Here is a 19,587-nt window from a genome sequence, read left to right as displayed (position 1 = left end):
AGAATGAGACCGTGGACAAGGCAAATCTGTTGGCAGAACTGGAGCACGCCCGACAGCGCACCCGGGCGCTGATTACCTCTTTGCCGGAAGACAGGCTCGATGTGCCTTACCACCCCGGGGTTAATCCCCCATTGTGGGAAATGGGGCATGCCGCTTTCTTCTACGAAGTGTTTGTGTTCAATCTGCTGGATGGCACCCCGAGCTATAATCCCGCGATGGATGACCTGTGGGATTCTTTCCATGTTGACCACCGGGATCGCTGGTGTCGGGAGTTGTTCCCTGGTCGTAAAGACACCCTGGCCTATTTCGATACCATCTACGATCGGGTTGCGGAGCGGATCCAGCGTAAGCCGCTAACAGACGACGAGTTGTATCTATACCGTTACGCTATTTTCCACCAGAACATGCATATTGAGTCATTGATCTGGTGTCGGCAGACCGTCGGCTATCCAGCGCCCCCTGACTATCATCCCGAGCGTGCCGGGGCCAGTGAACGGATAGACGGCGATGTCACCATACCCGCCGGGCGATGGTTGATCGGGATGCCCGGTGATTCCACTGACTACGCCTCCGATGACTTCGCGTTTGATAATGAGAAGCCACGGTTTGAGGTTGAGCTGGAATCGTTCACGATTTCCCGAACTCCAGTGTCTAACCGGGAATTTCTTGCGTTTGTTGAAGATGGCGGATACCGACGCCCCGAGCTTTGGTCCTTCGGGGGACGCAAGTGGCTGCAGACGGAAACCGATGTTTCTCTGGTTCATCACTGTGCCGGGCCACTGATGCGTGTGCCCAGGCAACCACTCTATTGGCGCTGGCACGACAACCAATGGCAGGAGCGCCTTTTTGATGACTGGCAACCGCTGAACCTGGATGCTCCGGTGACCCATGTGACTTATTGGGAAGCGGAAGCCTGGTGCCGTTGGGCTGGTCGGAGGCTGCCCAGCGAATATGAGTGGGAAGTGGCGGCGCTGGGTAACCGGCCGGGTCAGCCATTTCGTCGATTCCCCTGGGGTAATGACCCGGTGAGCCCGGAGCGGGCCGATATGAGTGGCCGTACCATGGCACAAAACCCGGTCTGGGATTACCCTGAAGGTGAGAGCCCGTTTGGTTGCCGCCAGATGATCGGTATCGTCTGGGAATGGACCAGTAGCCAGTTTTTTCCCTACGATGGCTTCCGGATCGATATGTACCCGTTCATGTCGACATTGCAGTTCGGTGATCATAAGGTGACGCGTGGCGGTAGCTGCGCCACGTCGGCCTCGCTGATTCGGGGCACCTATCGACAGGCATACCTGCCCATGAGAAGCGATGTATATACCGGGTTCCGCAGTTGTGCGTGACCAGAACTGCTGAGGAACAGCCATGAACGTGTACGAAACCGACGAACTGCTCAGCCAGTATTTGGGATTTCATTACGGCGATCACTATTTCGGGGTGAGTAACTACCCCGCACGGTGCGCCGGTATTTGCCAGGAGATGATGGCCGGGCGGGACAGACGCAGGGCTTTGGATCTGGGCTGTGCCGTTGGCCGCACGGCCTTCGAGCTGGCTCGGGTGTTTGATGAGGTGGTGGGTATCGATCTGTCAAAGCGGTTTGTGGATGCGGCTCAACATCTCCGGCAGCACGGCGAAATCGATTACTTCCGCCGGGATGAAGGTGAACTGGGTGAACGGGTCACCATACGCCTGGAAGAACTGGGCCTGGCCAGGGCTGCCGAACGGGTGTCGTTCACCACAGGTGATGCCTGTCAGTTGTCGGCGGAGCATCAGGATTATGACCTGATTTTTGCTGGAAACCTGATCGACAGACTTCAGGCTCCCGGGTCCTTCCTTGCTGGCATTCATGAGCGTCTGGCAGTGGGGGGCACGCTGGTTATCAGCTCGCCCTATACTCTGATGGAGGAATTCACGCCTCGTAACAACTGGATCGGTGGTTTTGAACTGAATGGGCAACCCAGGAGCGTGCTGGATGGTATGCGGGATATACTGTCCAGTCATTTCGAGCTGATTCAGCCGCCCATGGATGTCACGTTCGTGATCCGCGAGACCCGTCGTAAATTCCAGCACACCATTGCCGAACTCACAGGCTGGCGGAGAGTTCGCTGAGTCAGGAGATGATCGGGAGGCAGGAAAGCGGTTAGCCCGGGTGTAGGGGGGCGCGGATAGCGCCCCCGATTGCCATGAGCACGTCAGGGCAGCTCTACCAGAACCACCAGCCCGAGTTCTTCAATTGAAGCAGGACCTGTACCGTCCGGGTCGAAAGCCGTACGTAGCAGTCCCAGGGAGCCATCGTGGCTGATAAAGCCGTCCATGGTGGTTACGCCATCGCCGCCGCCGGCCTGGGATGCTGTCATGCTCAGTGCACCGCTACTGTCAAAGCTGACATCCAGCGTATTTTTCAGCGCAAAGGTTTCTTTGCCCACTTCCGCGGCCAGACCTCCACTTTTCACGATGGAGACATAATCGGCCGTAATCTCTGCCGCCGTTTCGCTGGTGAAGGTTACGGTGGAGTCAAAACCGGTGTTGTTGAGGAAGATGCTGCCATTGTCTCGGAAGGTCGCCGACAGTAAAAATACCCGATAGGTGCGGTCGGCAAGGGTCGGCGCCGAGCCGTCCGGCAGTTTGATCATCAGGGAGTGGTGGATCTCGGCGAAATCATTGCCGTCGTTGGGGTTGGCCCCGTCAAAATCCGGTACTGCCAGGAAGTCGAAGGTATCGTTGACGAAGCCGTTGGCGGGCCCCCCGATATCACTGATGGTGCCATTTGACTCAAGGGTGAGAGATCCAGACCCGTCATCAGGGGTACCGGACAGTGTTGTCGTGCCACCGGTGGCGTCACGGGCGATTTCAAGCAGACTGCCGCCAGTCAGGACAAAGTTACCGGCGCCGTCAAAAGATACCGTGCTTTGTTCGCTCTCGACACGAATGCCGGCACCCTCTCCCAGGTAGGTGAACAGGCTGACCAGACCAAAATCACCGCTCAGGTCGCTGTTCGTGGCGTTTTCTGGCAAGCGGGCAAAGTATTCCAGGGAGCGCATGACTTCGTCACCGTCCTTCTGCTCCGGATCGATGGCATCTTTCTCGCCGTCTTCATCGGTGTCGATAGTGCGGTAGCGGACTGCGGCTTCCTGCGCGAGTAGGAAGAACAGGTTGTTCGCTGTGGTTTTCTGCAGGCGATAGGTCACCGGCGGGTGGCGGAACCCGAAGTCGCCGTCGATGTCCTCTTCGAACTCGCCTTCCAGCGTCAGCACACCATTGCTGCTGTAGGTGCCGGTGAAAGACTCAGTCTCGTTATCCGCCAGCTCCGGGTAGTACTCCACCATGGCGCTGCCATCGTCGGCGCCGCCCAGGTAGGCGTAGGCCGAAGCATTGGCGCTCAGGGTCACGCCCACCTCGCCATCACCCTTGTCAGTAAAGGTGAAGTCGTCACTGTAGGTATCGGTGGCGAAGGTACCAAAGCCCTGACCATCGGAATCGTGCAACTCCAGGTTCAGGGCTGAACTGCGAAAATCACCGGCGATCTCGGTGACATCGCCTTCGGGTGTGGAAATGGAGTCCACCTGGCCTTCCACGAAGTCGCCGATTTCCTCATCCAGTTTGGCGAACATGGACGAAAGATCGGCCTCTGCGGTCAGATCGAATTCATCGGCCTGGCCGCGCAACTTGACGATTTTATCGGTTTCCAGGCTGTCCAGATCGGCTCCCCGCTCGATAAACTTCTGCAGAACAAATTCCGATATCGGGTCAATATCCACTTCCTGTTCTACCACCTGGGAGCGTAACTGTTGGTTGTTGCTGCCAGATATACGTACGATGAGATTGCCGGCAAGGCTGGTACCATCGGGCACTGTCAGGGTGTAGTCGCCGGTGATGGATGTGGTTGTCCGGGCCAGCACTTCGCCGATCTGGTTACCATCGTTATCAACACGGATGAGTTCGACATCCGCTCCCTCCACCGGCTCCAGCCCGGTGATGGCCGCCGCGGCGCCCGGAACAAAAAAGGCAACAGCGACCTCGAGTGGGGATCTGGGCTCCAGTTGGGCCACCATGCCGCCCGGGGCCGTTACTTTGCCACCTACCTCTGTGCCTTGTGTGTCCGCCGTATCATCGTTGCTGCTGGACGAATTACTGCAGCCGGTAACCGCCAGGCTGGCCGTAACCGCCGACAACAATGCTAACCGTTTGAATGAATACATTTCGATCACCCTTTTAGATTTATTGGTGTTTGCCGGGTGACTATTGCAAAAGCAGGGCGAGGTAAAATCCCCTAAACAGGGTATTCGTTGGATTCAGATCCGGTGTTTTGCAGGAATACCCTGTCGGTTCTTCAATTGACTGGCCAGCGCCACACCGGTTTCACTCATGGTCAGGTAGGCCTGATCGGCGCCTGCTGCGCGGATCTGCTGTGCTTCGTCCTCGTACAGGGTGTGGGCCACGATGTACCCCGAAAAGCCTTTTTTCCGAAGATTTCTGGTGGCAATGAGCTTGCCCTCTATGTCACCCATGGCAAGAATGACGGCCTCAACGGCCGGCATATGGAGGCCCTGCCAGAAAGAGGTGTCCTCTGCATCCGCGAACACCACGTTGCGACCTGCTTTCTGGTGCTTGGACACTTTTGCCGGGTCAGAATCCAGTCCCATAACATGGGGTTCTGTGTCCGATAGGTGGTCATAAGCCGCCGTTCCGGTTCGTCCCATCCCCATGATCAGTACTTTGGTGTTTGCGAGGGAAATTGGCTGCTCATCCGGGTGATGGCGTTTGCTTTCATACGGTGTAAGGCGGGTATTGAAACGTTCATAGAGCGTGTGGGCGAAGCGATTGATTGGCGCCGATATAAGGAAGGAGAGCGCGACTGTGAGAGCAAGTGGTACCAGCCATTCCGGCAGAGCGACACTGGCGACAATCAGGCCAAACTCGCTGTAGTTGGTGAGTGACAGCGCACTCAGGAAACTGCTGCGGGCCCGGAGCCGGAAGGCCAGCAGTAAAAAGAAAAACAACACGCCTTTCAGGGGTAATATCAGCGAGGCGATCAGCGCGAATATCAGCGCGTTGCCATCGGGCAGTCCCCCGATACCGATCTGCAGGAAAAAACCAACCAGGAAGACTTCCTTGACACTCCAGAGTGATTTGGCCAGCTCCTGAGATCTTGGGTGGTTGGCCAGCATGGCGCCAAACACCAGGGCACCCAGTTCCGGGCTCAGTCCGACAGCCTCAAAGCCAAGACCACCGAGCGCCAGGGCCAGTAATAGTCCGAGCAGCACCAGCAGCTCGTCATGACCACTGGCATCCAGGAGTCGGAAGAGGAGAGGGCGGAGCAGGGGCAGACCAAAGACGATGAATACCCATTGGGACGGGGTCTGTCCGGCAGCCAGACTCATGACGACCAGGGCGATCAGGTCCTGCATGATCAGGATGCCAATGGCGACGCGGCCGTGAAAGGCTCGTAATTCCCGCTTGCTTTCCAGGATCTTGGCGGCCAGTACGGTGCTGGAAAAAGACAGGGCAATGGCCAGTAATAAGGCGGTTTTCCACGTCAGGTCCATCAGCCAGTACAGACCGGGCGTGAACACTGCGCAGGTGATGGCAAAATGGAACAGGCTGCCACCTATGACCTCGGGGCTGATGATGGAGCGCAGCTTGAGCTTAAGGCCGACGGTGAACAGCAACAGCAGGACACCGAGGTGAGCGATGTGCTGAAGTGAGTTGGTCGCCTCGACAGTAATGTTGATGGTGTCTGCCAGACTACTCAGCAAGAACCCGGCCGCCAGGTATCCGACCAGGGGTGGCAAGCCAACGGTTTTCACCAATAGCCCCAGGCCAAAGGCGAATATAATCCAGATAGCTTCGGGCATGGTGGTCGTCTGTTGGATCAGTTGCTGGATTGAAGAAACTGTCGGAACAGTTTAGCGGACTCTTCTGGCACTTCTATCATGGGTGCGTGGCCGACGCCATCCAATAGGACCTTTCGGGCATTGGTAATGCGCTCGACAAAAATATCGGCATTGCGATAGTTGATCACGCGATCTTCCTTACCCCATACCACCAATACCGGTGCCTCGATCCGTTCGATGGCATTGCGAAAGTGAGGTTCGTAGCCGGTGTCCCGAATGGCGGCGAAGATCACTTCGTTGACTTCACGGTTGGCGATGGCTTTCTCTTCCATCACATCCAGAATCGGCCAGGGCGCAAATGGCCTCTTCTCCAGGGCAAAGTCCATAAGCCGCTCGAAATCCCCCGGTTTTTTGGGAATCAGCGGGTTATCCCCTTCCGTCACCAGTTCCACCAGTTCACTGTCGTACTCAAAAATACCGGCAGGGTCGAATAGTACGGCGGAATGGATCTGGTCGGGAAAAGTCGCGGCATAAAGGGCAGTGATGGCGCCCCCCATGGAGTTCCCCATCATATGGGTCCGGTTAATTCCCAGTGCTGAGAGAATACGGGACACGTGTTGCACCTGATCCTCGAAACGGTAGCCGAGATCCAGTTCCTTGCTGCTGTCACCGTGACCGGGAAGGTCGATGGCATAGACGTTGAATTCGTCAGTCAGCTCCCCGGCGAAGCGGGTCCAGTTGTCCTTGTTGGCGCCGAAGCCGTGGATCAGGACAACGGTGTCGCCATTTGTGGCGTCCTTGTTGCGAAGGTACGCAATGTCCAGTTCACCGACGACCACTCTGTCTGACTCCAGCCCTGCGGATGAACGTTCCCAGGCGATGGCGGTGTCGTAGATGTCCTGGCGGGAACATCCCCACAACAGCAGCGTGGTCAATATTAACAGGAGCAGGGCAGGCAGGCGGGCTTCAGGGGGCATTGGAAATCAGGCTCCGGTTCCGGTGGGGCAGTCCATCGAGGGCAATGGTTACAGTAACTTAAAAACCGTCTCGGTCAAGGGTCGGACTCAGATTTGAGTTCGGGAGTGAACAGGATGCTGGTGTGAGTTTTGGTGAAATCTCTCAAAACACTTACTCTGTTCATCGTTTGCCGATAACAGGAACCATGAGGTTGTCATGAAGCCCAGATTCAGTCTGGTTGGCCGTTATTCATTTATCTCCCTGACACTGATGGTTGGTTCTGTCGCGGTGCTCAGTGCGCTCTATACTGCGGTATCGGATTCAGTCAACGAACGACTTGCCGGAGAGCGCCTTGAGGCCCAGGTGGCCGGTAACGCCAACCGGTTAACCAATTTCATCGAGAACCGGATCTATCAACTGGAGACCCTGTCTACCCACCCGTCCATGCCGTTGTATCTGGCATACAGCGATGCAGTCCCCGAAGGTGTCAGAGAACTGGTGCGGGTGGAGGCCGACTCACCGGATCTCTATGGCATTCTGTTTTTCGACAGCAGAAATAACTTGACGGAAGTGGTGCCAGGCCAGGCTGCTTCCGGACGTCCGTACTGGAATCGTGAAGGCTGGTCCCTGGTCGGACTGCCGGTTATTGATTTTGGTATCAGTGAAATCATTGGCCCGTGGCTGCCGGATAGGGGTGGCCCCGCCTGGCTGCTTATACGCCAGCCGCTGCGGGCCGGATCAGAACAGGCTGTACAGGGAGCAATTGCCTTGCATGTGCGGCTGGCTTCGTTGACTGAACTGATGCGAACAGAAAACCTCGCCGGCGTGTTGCGGCCGTTCTTGCGCACGCCTACTGGAGAACTCCTGGATGCCACAGGTAATCTTCGGACAACGATGCCCAAAGACCTTCGTGCCGGCCCGGAAGTGTTGCCCGGGTGGCGTATTGATTATGTGGTTTCTGCAGGTGAGATCCTGAGTCCGTTGCGTAACGCCCAGTTGGGACTTTACGCCCTGGCCGGCGTGTTGGTCCTGGGCACGGTCATTCTGTTCTGGGCGCTTGCCCGAAGTCTGCGCCGGCGTGTGGCCCGGTTGACAGAGGGAGCGGAAGCCTTTGCCTGTGGTGATCTGCATTTTCGCCTGCAGGCTCCCAGAAACGACAAGGACGAGATTGACGTTTTGGCGCACGCTTTCAACGCGATGGCAGACCGTCTGCAGGAAATGATCGCGCGTACCGTCCAGGCAGAGAAAATGGCCGTGCTCGGGGAGTTTGCGACTGGCGTGGCCCATGAGGTACGTAACCCGTTGGCCACGATCAAATTGACGGTCCAGGCATTGGAGAAGCGTGAGCCAGACAAACAGCGCAGGGAACTGCTGGTTTCAGTCGAGGATGAAATTGATCGCCTTAACCGTGTGGTCGGGGATCTGCTGGATTATGGCCGTCCGGTACCGGGCGAGCCCCAGCAGGTGGACATCCGCAGAATTTTCCGTCATGCCTCGGTGCTGACCTCCGGGCTGGCGGACAGTCGTCAGGTAACGGTCAGTGCCACCGGTGATTCCAGTTTGACGATCTATGCTAGTCCGGACCAGATCATTCAATGTCTCGTCAATCTTGTGGCCAATGCGGTTCAGGCCTGCAAACCTGGAGGGATGGTGCACCTCCGAGCTTACCGCAGCGGTAACCGCCTGACGGTGGAGATTACCGATAACGGTTGTGGCATGTCCGAAGAAACCCTCAACCGCGTGACTGAGCCTTTCTTTACCACGCGTTCCGACGGCACGGGGCTTGGCCTGAGTATTACCCGTCAACTTGTTGAGCTTAACGGCGGTGAGATGCATCTTCGCAGTCTGCCTGGGCAGGGCACAACGGTATTTGTCACCTTGCCCGCCGGCAAGAGTGGTAACCTGATAACAGACCAATAAAAGAGAGTTCCTGAAAGCCATTATGCGCCTGAACATCCTGATTGTTGATGATGAAAAGAGTTTTGTGCGGTCTTTGACCTTTGCGCTGCAAGAAGCTGGTTACAGCGCCAACTGTGCTCATACGGGGGAAGATGCTCTGGCAAGTCTTGAACGGGATTTGCCCGACTTGGTGTTGCTGGACCTGCGGCTGCCAGGTATGAGCGGCATGGATGTCCTGAATGAAACGGTCCGCCTGTATCCGGATCTTCCGGTGGTGATGATTTCGGCCCACGGTGATACGCGGGCCGCCGTGCAGGCAGTGAAAGCCGGTGCGACGGATTACCTGACCAAGCCCTTTGCCCTGGATGAACTGCTTCACCTGATCGATTCGGTGACGGAACGGACCCGGATGCGCGATGAGCTGGCCTACCATCGCAGCAGGGCGGCCTCCTCCTCCGGTCTGATGGGCGACAGTGACGTCATGCAGCGACTCTGGCAGAAGGTGCAGCGGATATCGGCAAGCAGCGCAGGCAGGATTCTGTTATTGGGGGAATCCGGTACTGGTAAGGCCTTGGTGGCCCGGGCCATTCACGAGCAGAGTAGCCGGTCCTCCGGCGCCTTTGTGGAGATCAACTGCGCGGCACTGCCGGAGCAGTTGATTGAGGCGGAACTCTTCGGTGCAGAAAAAGGGGCCTATACGGGCGCCGACCAGAAACGCCCGGGATTGGTGACTCTGGCACACGATGGTACGTTGTTTCTGGACGAGATTGGTGAACTGCCCCTTGCCCTGCAGGCCAAGTTCCTGCATTTCCTGGAAAACGGTGACTATCGCCCGGTGGGTGGTGGCGCCAGTGCTACCGCGGATGTCCGGGTTATTGCCGCAACCAATCGTTCGCTGGAAGCGGAGGTCCGCAACGGGCACTTCCGGGAGGACCTGTATTTCCGGCTGAATGTCATCGAACTGACCATTCCGCCACTGCGGGATCGGGAGGACGATGTTCATAAGTTGCTGGATATGTTCATCGAATCCCAGGCTAGGGAAGAGGGCTGCCGACCCATCACTATACTGCCAGAAACGTTGGCCTGCCTGAGCGCCTACAGCTGGCCGGGCAACGTACGGGAGCTGCGTAACCTGGTGGAACGACTGACCATTCTCTATCCAGGTCAGCTGATTCGCCCCCATCAATTGCCTGCTGAATTTTTTGGCTCCAGCCCGGCCCCATCCGTCGATCAGATTTACGCCGATGCGTCCCTTGACCAGCATTTGCAGGAGACCGAGCGTCAGCTGTTACTGAATGCACTGGAGAAAACCGGCGGTCGCAAAGGGAAAGCTGCTGAACATCTGGGGCTATCCCGGCATGCATTCAAACGCCGTTTGCAGCGATTGGGGCTAGGTTAATGAGCGGAATCCGCTCATTCTGATCATCGTGAATGAGCGGATTTCGCTCAAATTTCCGTATTTTTATCTGCACCATGATCGTTGAAGGCCTCTCAGGCCAGGCCCCTGCCCCGTTTCAGTACGTTGGCCCCTTTTTTGCTTATTATCCGGACACCTGGTTTACAACAATAATCCAAAACCACACGCCGGAAACGACCGGCTCGGGAGACTGACTTGCCGGGACTGACTACCCGCCCGTATCAGACAGTACTGTCCACTACGCCCCGTTCCTGGCCATGCCGACGGCCATGGCGATTTTGGTTAGCGGTTATTGCGCTGCTGGCCGGTAGTGAGACACTTGCCGATGTGCCGGCCCAACCACCGGCTCCGCCAGTGGGTCGGGTAGAGCTGGGGGGCGATGTTCCCCGTGTCGACGCTACTGTCGCCTGTATGTATCCGATGACTGGCCGATCCGCCAGCTATGGTCGGGACAGCATTGTCGCTATCCAACTCGCCCTTGAAGAACTCTCTTCCGACCCCGGTGCACCCCGTCTGCGGGTGATTGTGGACGATTCCCGCTCCAAAGCATCCTTCGCCGTGCGCATGGCTGAAGATTTCATTGAGCAGGACAACGCCGACATCCTCTGCGGCATGGTGAGCTCTGGCGTGGGTATGGCGGTCAGCCGCCTGGCCAAACAGCGCCAGACCATTATGGTGGGAACGGATCATGCGTCATCACGAGCGTCCCTTGAGGAAGGGCATCGCTACTATTTCCGGGTGTCGAGTGACACCTGGTATTCACACGCCGCCGGGGCGCGCTATCTGAAAGAACTGCAGGACAAAACCGGTTGGCGGAAACTGGCGTTCCTGGGGCCGGATTATGAATACGGCCGGGTTGCCTGGCGTGACCTCCAGCAGGCCCTGGACCAGAATGATGTCCCGTTTGAGGAAACCGGAACATACTGGCCCAAGCTGTACGAGCCCGACTACTCACTTTATATCCAGTCATTACTGGAATCCCCTCCGGATGTGCTGGTGGTTTCTCTCTGGGGCGGTGATTTCATCGCCTTTTTGGAGCAGGCGCGCACCACGCAGTTGTTCAGCCGCATGCGGGTGGCCAACTTCGATGCCGGTGGCGATTACGAAACCCTGGTAAGCTTGAAGGATGATCCACCGCAAGGGCTGATTCTCTCTGCCCGTCATCACGTTAACTGGCCCCCCACAGAGCGCAACCGGCAGTTCGTGACCCGTTTTCATGAACTCTCAGGTCGATATCCGAGCTATTCCGCCCAGGGGGCCTACGCCGGTATGTTGACCATCGCCCGTGCGATTCGCATTGCCGGTGATGTCACCGATACAGACGCCATGATTGAGGCTTTGGAAGGACTCGAGATTCCTCTGCCCAAGGATCCGGAGGGCTACGTGTCCTATATCGATCCGGATACCCACCAGATTGTTCAGGCCCAGGCCATCGGAACGCCGGTGGCCAACGATCAATACCCACCCGCCCGGGTCATGTTGGGTAACTGGGTTGTTTATGGTGCTGAATCCCTGAAACCGTCCCCCGCTTTGGTGAAAAAGCGACGCGGTAAATCCGGCGGCTGATCCTGAGCGGAGGCTGCCCAAACCTGAGAAGGCAAAACGAAAGCGCAACCTGAAGTACGACGTACAACAACAATCAAGGAGCATACGATGAAAAAGTCCAACCAACGTCCCGCCTGGCAGAAGACGCTTCTGAGCACCGCTACCTCCGTGGCCATGGCCTCGGTCGGTGTGATGGGTATGGCGGCTACCGCCACTGCCGAGGACACCTTCAAGGTAGGGTTCGTGACCTTCCTGTCCGGTGGAGCCTCGGGGCCGTTCGGGGTCCCTGCCGCCCAGGGTGCGGAGACCGTCATCAAGGCCATCAACGAAGGCAGCCTGCCAGCCCCCTATAACACCAAGGGCGTCAATGGCCTGATGCTGGAGTCCGTGGTCGTCGATGAAGCTGGTGGCCCGACCAAGCAGGTTGAAGAGTACCGGAACCTGGTTCAGCGCCAGGACGTCAACGCGGTGATCGGTTACATCTCCTCGGGTGACTGTCTGGCGATTGGCCCGGTGGCGGAAGAAATGAAGATGTTTACGATCGCCTTCGACTGCGGCACCTCACGCCTGTTCCAGGAACTGGAGGATCCCCAGTACATGTTCCGTACCGGCCTTGACGCGGTCGCAGACAACGTGGGAGCTGCCCGCTATCTGGCCGAAACCCGTCCGGATGCGGTGCGTATTGCCGGTATTCAGCAGAACTACGCCTGGGGCCAGGATTCCTGGCAGGATTTCACCCTGGCCATGGAGCAACTGATGCCGGAAGCTGACATTGTGAATAACCAGACGCCGCAAATCTTTCAGGGCAGCTACAGTACCGAGATTTCGGCACTCCAGACCCAGCGTCCGGAAGTGGTTCACTCGTCCATGTGGGGAGGGGACATGGAATCCTTCACCGCTCAGGCAAACGCCCGTGGTCTGCTGGCGCAAGCGACGGCGATTCTCACCACCGGTGAATCCGGTTTGCACCGATTTGACGGTCAGGCGCCCAATGGCACGATCCTGGGTGGGCGCGGTCCCTTCGGCGGTTTCATGCCGGAAAACGACCTCAGCGAATGGTTCGCCAAAGCCTATGAGGCCGAGCATGGCACCCCGCCAAGTTATCCTGCCTCCAAGGCCGCCCAGGCCATCCTGGCCCTGAAATTCGCGGCCGATAACTCTGGTGCCGAGGGTGTGCCCAGCGCGGAACAACTGGCACAAGGACTGAAAGGCGCCGAGTTCGAGTCCGTGAGCGGCACCGTGCGCATGGCACTGGCCGGTGGTCATCAGGCCCTGCAGCCCATGCTCTACGGTGAATACCATTTCGAGGATGGCAAGGGCGAACTGCGCAATGTCCGGTCCTATCCAGGCGAGTGTGTGTCTGCACCGGACGGATATAACGCCCAGCAATGGATCAGGGAAGGCTTCCCGGGAGTCGACTGCGACTGATCCATTGACCAACCACCGGCAGCCGCAGGGTTGCCGGTGGTTCCGATAACAGGAGTACACACTGATGTTAACGGTTTGGGCGATATTGATTGATGGTTTCATCTACGCGTCTTGGTTGTTTCTGGTGGCGGCAGGCCTGACGGTCATATACGGCGTCATGAGAATTCTTAACATGGCCCATGGCAGCCTTTATGCACTGGGAGCCTATGCCTCCGCCTCTGCGCTGGGTTGGTATTACGCCGGCGGTGGCGATCAGCTGATCCTGGCTTTCGCCATCATTGCGGCCTCTGCGATGCTGATCGGGGCGCTGACCGGGCTGGCCATCGAACGAGGTCTGCTGAGGCTGATGTATGGCCGTGATGAAATCCTGATGCTGATCATTACTTTCGCTGTCCTGCTGATTCTTGAAGACGTCATGAAGCTGATCTGGGGCACGACGCCTTACTTTGCCTACCAGCCCTACGCGGCGATGGGCCGCATCAATATTGATGTGTTGACCGTCTCTCTCTATGACCTGATGGTGCTGGTCGTATCCATGGTGATTGGCGTGGGCCTGTGGTTCTGGCTGGAGCGCACGAAAGTCGGCAAGGTCCTGCGCTCGATAATCCACGACCGGGAAGTGTCCGAAGCCATGGGCGTGAACGTACGCCGCATGTTCACCATTACTTTCATGATCGGGGCGACCCTGGGCGCCATTGCTGGCGGGATTACCGCTCCGATCATCTCCGTGGTTCCGGGGATCGGGATCGAGGTGATTGTTCTGGCCTTTGCGGTCGTGGTGACCGGAGGCCTGGGAAGTATTACCGGCGCGGCAGTGGGTGCTGTCATCGTCGGCCTGGCGCGGGCGACGTCCATTCATACCATGCCCGAACTGGAGCTGTTCATTATTTACGCCGTGATGGCGGCGGTATTGATCTTCCGACCCAATGGCCTGTTTGGCCAGGTGATTGCGAGGAAAATCTGATGACGTTGGAAAAAACTGAAATCTCCCTGATTGGCGCCGCTGTCGCCATCGCCCTGTTCTCTCTGGTGGTTCCGAACTGGCTTGTGTTCACAACCACCCTGGCTATCTCCACCGCCCTGGTGGTGATGGGGGTCGTCTTGCTTATGCGAGCGGGGCTGGTGTCGTTTGGTCAGGGCTTGTTCTATTGCCTTGGCGGTTACTCTGTCGGCCTGGGCGGCCGTTATCTGGGTCTGACGGATGCCTTGCTGATGATTGTCCTGGGCATCGTGGTGACGGTTGGCATCGCCATGATTCTGGGACTGCTTGTCACGCGCTATCGGGAAATCTTCTTCGCCATGCTGTCCTTGGCCTTTTCGATGATTCTTTACGGGATTCTGGTGAAAAGTCACGGGTTGGGAAGCACGGATGGTTTCGGCGTGGTGGATTGGAGCATTCTTGGCTTCACGCCGGGCTCTGGTGAGAGCAGTGCCAGAATTGCATTGCTGTTGGCAACCGGGCTGGGGCTGGCTATTGCGTTGTTCCTTAATCGTTATTTCCGGTCCAGCCTTGGTCTTGCTTGTGAGGCCATCCGGGAGAATGAAGTCCGGGTGGAGTATATGGGGGTATCACGCAAACAGGTGCTCTATATCAACTACGTGATTGCTGCCGCCGTGGGCTCCGTGGGTGGTTCAATGACCGCGCTGGCAGCGGGGCATGTGGATCCGACCATGGCCTATTGGACCATTTCCGGTGAGTTCGTATTCATCGCCATTCTCGGTGGTACCGGGCACGTTGCAGCCCCCTTCATCGCCGCCCTGATTTTCACACTGGTAAGGACCTATGCCATTGAGCTGGCGCCCAACGCCTGGCAAATGATCCTGGGGATTGTGTTGTTGATGATCATCCTGTTCCTGCCCAAAGGGATCTGGAGTCTGTTTTCCCGTAAGAAAGGGGTGGCCTCATGACCGAGATCCTGAAAACCGCCGGGCTGTCCCGTTATTTTGGCGCGGTGACCGCCGCTGAAGACATCAATGTGACCATTACCGAAGGTGAGATTGTCGGGGTTATCGGTTCAAACGGCGCCGGCAAGACCACCTTCATCAACATGGTGACCGGTTACCTGCCTCCGTCTGATGGCACCATTGCTTTCGGGGGTAAACCAATCAAGGGACTGGGGCCACGCAAGCTGATGAGAAAGGGATTGACCCGGTCGTTCCAGATCCCACAGCTGTTTCTGGAACTTCCGGTTATCGACAACCTGGCCATTGCCCTGGCGGCGGCTGACCATCAACAGTTTCAGATGATCCGGCCGGTGCGCACGCCGAAACGCATGCAGGCGGCAGAAGAGATTCTGGACCAGATGAACATCGCCCAGTACCGTGATGAGATGGTGACCGCCATGCCTCAGGGCGCGCGCAAGCTGCTGGATATCGCCATTGCCATGCTGGGAAGCCCGCGTATGCTATTGCTGGATGAGCCCACCAGCGGTGTCAGCATGGAAGAAAAGTACACTCTGATGGATACCGTGATGGAGGCGGTTCGCCAGCGCGGCCTGACGGTACTGTTTGTCGAGCACGACATGGAAATCGTCCAGCGTTACGTGACGCGGGTATTGGCCTTTGCCAGCGGTATTGTGATCAAGGATGGTCCGGTAGGTGAGGTGCTGGCTGATGAAAAAGTCCAGGAACTGGTGACCGGCAAACAGAAGACGCCCAAAACCGAAGGAGATGCCTGACATGAGCCTCGAAATTGCCAATCTTGACGTTTCCATTGAGGGCATCGGTATCCTCCATGACGTTAACCTGAGTATCCCGGAAGGTCAGATGGCCGGTCTGATTGGCCATAATGGCGCCGGCAAGACCACGCTGATTCGGGCCATTATGGGCCTGTTACCCGCGACCCGGGGGGCTATCGCCTTCAAGGGCGAGGACATCAGCAGACTGCCGGCCCATCAACGCGCCAGCCTTCGCATCAGCTACATGCCGGAGGACCGGAGGCTGATACCGGAGCTGACGGTGTCCGAGAACATGCTCATGCCGGCCTGGACCAATAACATCAGGGATGGTGAGGAACGACTGAAGTGGGTGTATTCGCTGATGCCCGAAATTGCCGACTTTGGTGAACGCAAGGCGCTGCAGCTGTCCGGCGGTCAGCAGAAGCTGGTGGCGTTGGGCCGGGCGTTGATTCCGGGGCGGGAACTGATCCTGCTGGATGAACCATTCGAAGGGGTCGCACCGGTATTGGCCCGGCGTTTGTCTGAGGTCATTGCCGATCTGCGGGCCGAAGGCCTGACGGTGCTGATTGCGGAATCCGATGACAGCCATTCCGCGGATCTGGTGGACATGACCTGGCGCATCGAGCGCGGCTCCGTATCCGCCGGTCGGAAGGATCCGTCTGCATCGCCAGCCTGACCATAAAACAATAACCGATTGAGGAAATTCGCCATGAAAATTCGCGCAGCCGTTTTGCAAGCTATCGGGGTGGAACGCCCATACCAGGATACCAGACCGCTGGTGATTGAGGAACTGGAACTGGCCCCTCCCGGTGATAATGAGGTACTGGTCCAGATCAAGGCCGCTGGCCTGTGCCATTCCGACCTTTCCGTGATTGACGGCAATCGTCCCCGTCCTGTGCCCATGGCTCTCGGCCACGAAGCGGCCGGCATCGTAAAGGCGGTTGGCAATGGCGTTCGTGACCTGAAAGTGGGCGACCATGTGGTGGCTGTGTTCGTCCCCAGTTGCGGTCACTGCGCACCCTGTGCAGAGGGACGCCCGGCGCTGTGTGAGCCGGCGGCGAAAACCAACAACGCCGGCACTCTGGTGAGTGGCGAGCACCGGCTGCACCGCGCCGATGGCACCCCGGTGAACCATCATCTGGGAGTGTCCGCCTTTGCCGACCATGCTGTTGTGTCCCGGGATTCACTGGTCAAGATCGATCCGGATCTGCCCCTGCACCACGCCGCGTTGTTTGGTTGCGCCGTGCTGACGGGCGTGGGTGCCGCTATCAACTCCGCCGACATCAAGGCAGGCCAGACCGTCGCGGTGATCGGTCTTGGCGGTGTTGGCCTGAACAGTGTTTTGGGCGCCCTGGTGGCTGGTGCCGGGGAGGTGATCGCCATCGATCTGGATGACAACAAGTTGGCGCTGGCCAGTGAGCTGGGGGCAACCCACGCCTTCAACTCCCGCGAAGAAGACTGTATCGACAAGGTCAAGGCACTCACCAATGGTGGTGTCGACTGTGCCATTGAAATGGCCGGGTCTGAAAAAGCTCTGGAATTTGCCTACCAGATCACTCGCCGTGGCGGAACCACCGTCACCGGTGGCCTGGCTCATCCGGAAAAGAAAGTGGCTATCCAACAGGTCAGTCTGGTGGCGGAGGAACGCACCCTCAAGGGGAGTTATGTCGGCAGCTGTGTGCCGGTGCGCGACGTTGCCCGTTATGTTGCCCTGTTCCGTCAGGGCAAGCTGCCGGTGGACAAATTGCTCAGCGATACCCTGACGCTGGATGAGATCAACGAAGGGTTTGAGAGGCTTGCTTCCGGCGAGGCTGTTCGTCAGGTCGTGTTGTTTGACTAGATCCTGATGACCCGTCAATCAATCCTCTGATCACTTTTTACACTGAGGCATAGTATGTCCGTACAACTGACGAAACCGGAACTTATACGGGAGAGCGCATTCATCAACGGCAAGTGGGTTCAGGCCAGATCCGGACAAACCTTTGCGGTTGTGAATCCGGCCAACGGCGAGCACCTTGCCAGCGTTCCCGATATGGGTGTTGAGGATACCCGGCAGGCGATTGAAGACGCCGCGGCCGCCTGGCCAGCCTGGCGTTCCACCGTGGCGAAGGAGCGCGCCAATATTCTTCGCAAGTGGTTCACCCTGGTGATGGAGAATCAGGAGGATCTTGCGCGGCTGATGACGGCAGAGCAGGGTAAACCGCTCGCCGAATCCAGGGGCGAGGTTGCCTATGGCGCGAGTTTTATCGAGTGGTTCGCCGAAGAGGCAAAGCGGGCCTACGGGGATGTCATTCCCGGGCACGGCAGGGATAAACGTATTATCGTGATCAAGCAGCCGGTTGGTGTGGTGGCCGCCATTACGCCGTGGAACTTCCCGATCGCGATGATTACCCGGAAAGTGGCTCCGGCGCTCGCCGCGGGGTGTCCGGTCGTGGTCAAGCCGGCGGAGGACACTCCGTTGTCCGCCCTGGCAATCACCGCATTGGCAGAGCAGGCGGGTGTGCCGCCGGGCTTGATCAATATCATCACCGCCAGCAAAAGCCGTGCAGCAGAGGTTGGTGGAGAGCTTACCGCTAACCCTGTGGTGCGAAAGATATCGTTCACTGGCTCAACACCGGTCGGTAAACTGCTGATGCGCCAGGCCAGTGATACGGTCAAGAAGGTCAGCCTGGAGCTGGGCGGCAACGCGCCGTTTATTGTCTTTGATGATGCGGATCTGGACGCAGCGGTGAATGGTTTGATGGCATCAAAGTACCGTAACACCGGCCAGACCTGTGTCTGTGCCAACCGGGTGTATGTCCAGTCCGGCGTGTATGACGCCTTCGTGGAGAAACTGAAAGCGGCAGTCGGCAAGCTGGTTGTCGGCGCAGGTCTGGAAGGTGAGGTCCAACAAGGCCCATTAATCAACGGGGCCGCGTTGGCGAAGGTTCAGCGACACATTGAAGACGCCACGTCGAAGGGGGCCAGCATTGCCTTTGGCGGCAAGCCCCATGCCCTGGGTGGCACCTTCTTTGAGCCAACCATTCTGACCGGCGCAACTCAGGATATGTTGATCGCCAGTGAGGAAACCTTTGGTCCCGTGGCTCCCCTGTTCCGGTTCGAGACCGAGGACGAAGTCATTGCGATGGCCAATGACTCTGAATTCGGGCTTGCGGCTTATTTCTATAGCAATAATATCCAGCGTATCTGGTACGTTGCAGAGGCACTCGAGTCCGGGATGGTTGGCATCAACGAAGGCATTATCTCGACCGAAGCCGCACCGTTTGGCGGCGTCAAGGAGAGCGGGCTGGGGCGTGAAGGTTCACATTACGGACTGGATGAGTTTATTGAGTTGAAATACCTGTGCCTTGGTGGCATGCAATAAAACTGGCAAGCGGAGAAATCTGTGGAACGAGGCGAGTTTGACGTTCTGTACCCGATCACCACCCGGTGGATGGACAACGATGTTTATGGTCATGTGAATAACGTGACCTACTATTCCTACTTTGATACCACCATCAACCAATACCTGATTGAGGTTGGTGGACTGGATATCAATAATTCGCCGGTGGTCGGATACGTGGTCAGCTCCAGCTGTCAGTTCAGGAAACCGGTGGCGTATCCGGACGTACTCGATGCCGGGCTCAGGGTGATCAAGATTGGAAACAGCTCAGTGACCTATGAACTGGGCTTGTTCAGGAAAGGCGATGTGGACGTGGTCGCATGCGGTCAGGTGGTTCACGTGTTTGTTGATCGTGAACAGGATCGTGCTGTTGCGATCCCGGCAAGGATTCGTGCGGCGCTTGAGCGTATTCTGGTTGCCTGATTCGGGCCTTGAATACTGGGGGCA

16 protein-coding genes are annotated in these 19,587 nt (G+C 57.6%); 13 read left to right on the top strand and 3 right to left on the bottom strand.

Annotated elements, in window-relative coordinates; all coding sequences use genetic code 11:
• Nucleotides 1-11 precede the first annotated feature (11 nt).
• Both senA and EHN06_RS17830 read left to right on the top strand, forming a co-directional pair.
• Nucleotides 12-1,343 (top strand): selenoneine synthase SenA, encoded by a 1,332-nt coding sequence (senA, locus tag EHN06_RS17835; protein WP_127333847.1) that lies wholly within the window; start codon nucleotides 12-14, stop codon nucleotides 1,341-1,343.
• A 22-nt stretch (nucleotides 1,344-1,365) separates the two neighbouring features.
• Nucleotides 1,366-2,109 carry a putative 4-mercaptohistidine N1-methyltransferase gene (locus EHN06_RS17830; RefSeq protein WP_127333846.1) on the top strand — a complete coding sequence of 248 codons (744 nt, stop codon included), beginning with the start codon at nucleotides 1,366-1,368 and terminating at the stop codon, nucleotides 2,107-2,109.
• Between the two features lie 83 nt (nucleotides 2,110-2,192).
• On the opposite strand, the gene EHN06_RS17825 is transcribed toward EHN06_RS17830, so the two are convergent.
• The 3 genes from EHN06_RS17825 to EHN06_RS17815 form a co-directional block, all read right to left on the bottom strand.
• Nucleotides 2,193-4,199, bottom strand: coding sequence for a hypothetical protein (locus tag EHN06_RS17825; protein ID WP_127333845.1), 2,007 nt, complete (start codon nucleotides 4,197-4,199; stop codon nucleotides 2,193-2,195).
• A gap of 93 nt (nucleotides 4,200-4,292) precedes the next feature.
• Nucleotides 4,293-5,855 (bottom strand): cation:proton antiporter family protein, encoded by a 1,563-nt coding sequence (locus EHN06_RS17820; protein WP_127333844.1) that lies wholly within the window; start codon nucleotides 5,853-5,855, stop codon nucleotides 4,293-4,295.
• Nucleotides 5,856-5,872: 17 nt separating this feature from the next.
• Nucleotides 5,873-6,811 (bottom strand): alpha/beta fold hydrolase, encoded by a 939-nt coding sequence (locus tag EHN06_RS17815; RefSeq protein WP_127333843.1) that lies wholly within the window; start codon nucleotides 6,809-6,811, stop codon nucleotides 5,873-5,875.
• Between the two features lie 196 nt (nucleotides 6,812-7,007).
• Here EHN06_RS17815 and EHN06_RS17810 point away from each other — a divergent pair, with 196 nt between their 5' ends.
• The 11 genes from EHN06_RS17810 (at nucleotide 7,008) to EHN06_RS17760 (ending at nucleotide 19,563) form a co-directional block, all read left to right on the top strand.
• Nucleotides 7,008-8,711: a sensor histidine kinase gene (locus EHN06_RS17810; protein WP_127333842.1), complete on the top strand. Its 1,704-nt coding sequence runs from the start codon at nucleotides 7,008-7,010 to the stop codon at nucleotides 8,709-8,711.
• A 22-nt stretch (nucleotides 8,712-8,733) separates the two neighbouring features.
• Nucleotides 8,734-10,089: a sigma-54-dependent transcriptional regulator gene (locus EHN06_RS17805; protein ID WP_228257342.1), complete on the top strand. Its 1,356-nt coding sequence runs from the start codon at nucleotides 8,734-8,736 to the stop codon at nucleotides 10,087-10,089.
• Between the two features lie 213 nt (nucleotides 10,090-10,302).
• A complete protein-coding gene (locus EHN06_RS17800; protein ID WP_206075681.1) occupies nucleotides 10,303-11,673 on the top strand; it encodes an ABC transporter substrate-binding protein in 1,371 nt (456 codons plus the stop codon).
• Between the two features lie 87 nt (nucleotides 11,674-11,760).
• On the top strand, nucleotides 11,761-13,080 hold the full coding sequence (locus EHN06_RS17795) for an ABC transporter substrate-binding protein (protein WP_127333840.1): 1,320 nt from the start codon (nucleotides 11,761-11,763) through the stop codon (nucleotides 13,078-13,080).
• A gap of 64 nt (nucleotides 13,081-13,144) precedes the next feature.
• Nucleotides 13,145-14,044, top strand: a complete 900-nt coding sequence (locus EHN06_RS17790; RefSeq protein WP_127333839.1) for a branched-chain amino acid ABC transporter permease — start codon at nucleotides 13,145-13,147, stop codon at nucleotides 14,042-14,044.
• Nucleotides 14,044-14,988 (top strand): branched-chain amino acid ABC transporter permease, encoded by a 945-nt coding sequence (locus EHN06_RS17785; RefSeq protein WP_127333838.1) that lies wholly within the window; start codon nucleotides 14,044-14,046, stop codon nucleotides 14,986-14,988. The genes EHN06_RS17790 and EHN06_RS17785 overlap by 1 nt, the downstream gene beginning before the upstream one ends.
• Nucleotides 14,985-15,758 (top strand): ABC transporter ATP-binding protein, encoded by a 774-nt coding sequence (locus EHN06_RS17780; RefSeq protein WP_127333837.1) that lies wholly within the window; start codon nucleotides 14,985-14,987, stop codon nucleotides 15,756-15,758. Before EHN06_RS17785 ends, EHN06_RS17780 begins: the two co-directional genes overlap by 4 nt.
• 1 nt (nucleotide 15,759) lies before the next feature.
• Nucleotides 15,760-16,434 (top strand): ATP-binding cassette domain-containing protein, encoded by a 675-nt coding sequence (locus EHN06_RS17775; RefSeq protein ID WP_127333836.1) that lies wholly within the window; start codon nucleotides 15,760-15,762, stop codon nucleotides 16,432-16,434.
• Between the two features lie 33 nt (nucleotides 16,435-16,467).
• On the top strand, nucleotides 16,468-17,598 hold the full coding sequence (locus EHN06_RS17770) for a zinc-dependent alcohol dehydrogenase family protein (RefSeq protein WP_127333835.1): 1,131 nt from the start codon (nucleotides 16,468-16,470) through the stop codon (nucleotides 17,596-17,598).
• Between the two features lie 54 nt (nucleotides 17,599-17,652).
• A complete protein-coding gene (locus EHN06_RS17765; RefSeq protein ID WP_127333834.1) occupies nucleotides 17,653-19,122 on the top strand; it encodes an NAD-dependent succinate-semialdehyde dehydrogenase in 1,470 nt (489 codons plus the stop codon).
• Between the two features lie 69 nt (nucleotides 19,123-19,191).
• Entirely contained in the window at nucleotides 19,192-19,563 is a 372-nt protein-coding gene (locus tag EHN06_RS17760) for an acyl-CoA thioesterase (protein ID WP_127334493.1), read from the top strand.
• Nucleotides 19,564-19,587 lie beyond the last annotated feature (24 nt).

Origin of the sequence: Marinobacter sp. NP-4(2019) (genome assembly GCF_003994855.1) — a bacterium.
Taxonomy (GTDB): Bacteria; Pseudomonadota; Gammaproteobacteria; order Pseudomonadales; family Oleiphilaceae; genus Marinobacter.
The sequence above is the reverse complement of the archived record's forward strand: the minus strand, read 5'-3'. Positions and strand labels throughout refer to the sequence as shown.

What these genes read in the sequence shown, in the direction of transcription:
- EHN06_RS17815 (WP_127333843.1), bottom strand. Translation starts at nt 6,811, where the DNA reads ATGCCCCCTGAAGCCCGCCTGCCTGCCCTGCTCCTGTTAATATTGACC.
- EHN06_RS17785 (WP_127333838.1), top strand. Translation starts at nt 14,044, where the DNA reads ATGACGTTGGAAAAAACTGAAATCTCCCTGATTGGCGCCGCTGTCGCC.
- EHN06_RS17760 (WP_127334493.1), top strand. Translation starts at nt 19,192, where the DNA reads ATGGACAACGATGTTTATGGTCATGTGAATAACGTGACCTACTATTCC.
- EHN06_RS17780 (WP_127333837.1), top strand. Translation starts at nt 14,985, where the DNA reads ATGACCGAGATCCTGAAAACCGCCGGGCTGTCCCGTTATTTTGGCGCG.
- EHN06_RS17775 (WP_127333836.1), top strand. Translation starts at nt 15,760, where the DNA reads ATGAGCCTCGAAATTGCCAATCTTGACGTTTCCATTGAGGGCATCGGT.
- EHN06_RS17805 (WP_228257342.1), top strand. Translation starts at nt 8,734, where the DNA reads ATGCGCCTGAACATCCTGATTGTTGATGATGAAAAGAGTTTTGTGCGG.
- EHN06_RS17830 (WP_127333846.1), top strand. Translation starts at nt 1,366, where the DNA reads ATGAACGTGTACGAAACCGACGAACTGCTCAGCCAGTATTTGGGATTT.
- EHN06_RS17820 (WP_127333844.1), bottom strand. Translation starts at nt 5,855, where the DNA reads ATGCCCGAAGCTATCTGGATTATATTCGCCTTTGGCCTGGGGCTATTG.
- EHN06_RS17825 (WP_127333845.1), bottom strand. Translation starts at nt 4,199, where the DNA reads ATGTATTCATTCAAACGGTTAGCATTGTTGTCGGCGGTTACGGCCAGC.
- EHN06_RS17770 (WP_127333835.1), top strand. Translation starts at nt 16,468, where the DNA reads ATGAAAATTCGCGCAGCCGTTTTGCAAGCTATCGGGGTGGAACGCCCA.
- EHN06_RS17795 (WP_127333840.1), top strand. Translation starts at nt 11,761, where the DNA reads ATGAAAAAGTCCAACCAACGTCCCGCCTGGCAGAAGACGCTTCTGAGC.
- EHN06_RS17790 (WP_127333839.1), top strand. Translation starts at nt 13,145, where the DNA reads ATGTTAACGGTTTGGGCGATATTGATTGATGGTTTCATCTACGCGTCT.
- EHN06_RS17765 (WP_127333834.1), top strand. Translation starts at nt 17,653, where the DNA reads ATGTCCGTACAACTGACGAAACCGGAACTTATACGGGAGAGCGCATTC.
- EHN06_RS17810 (WP_127333842.1), top strand. Translation starts at nt 7,008, where the DNA reads ATGAAGCCCAGATTCAGTCTGGTTGGCCGTTATTCATTTATCTCCCTG.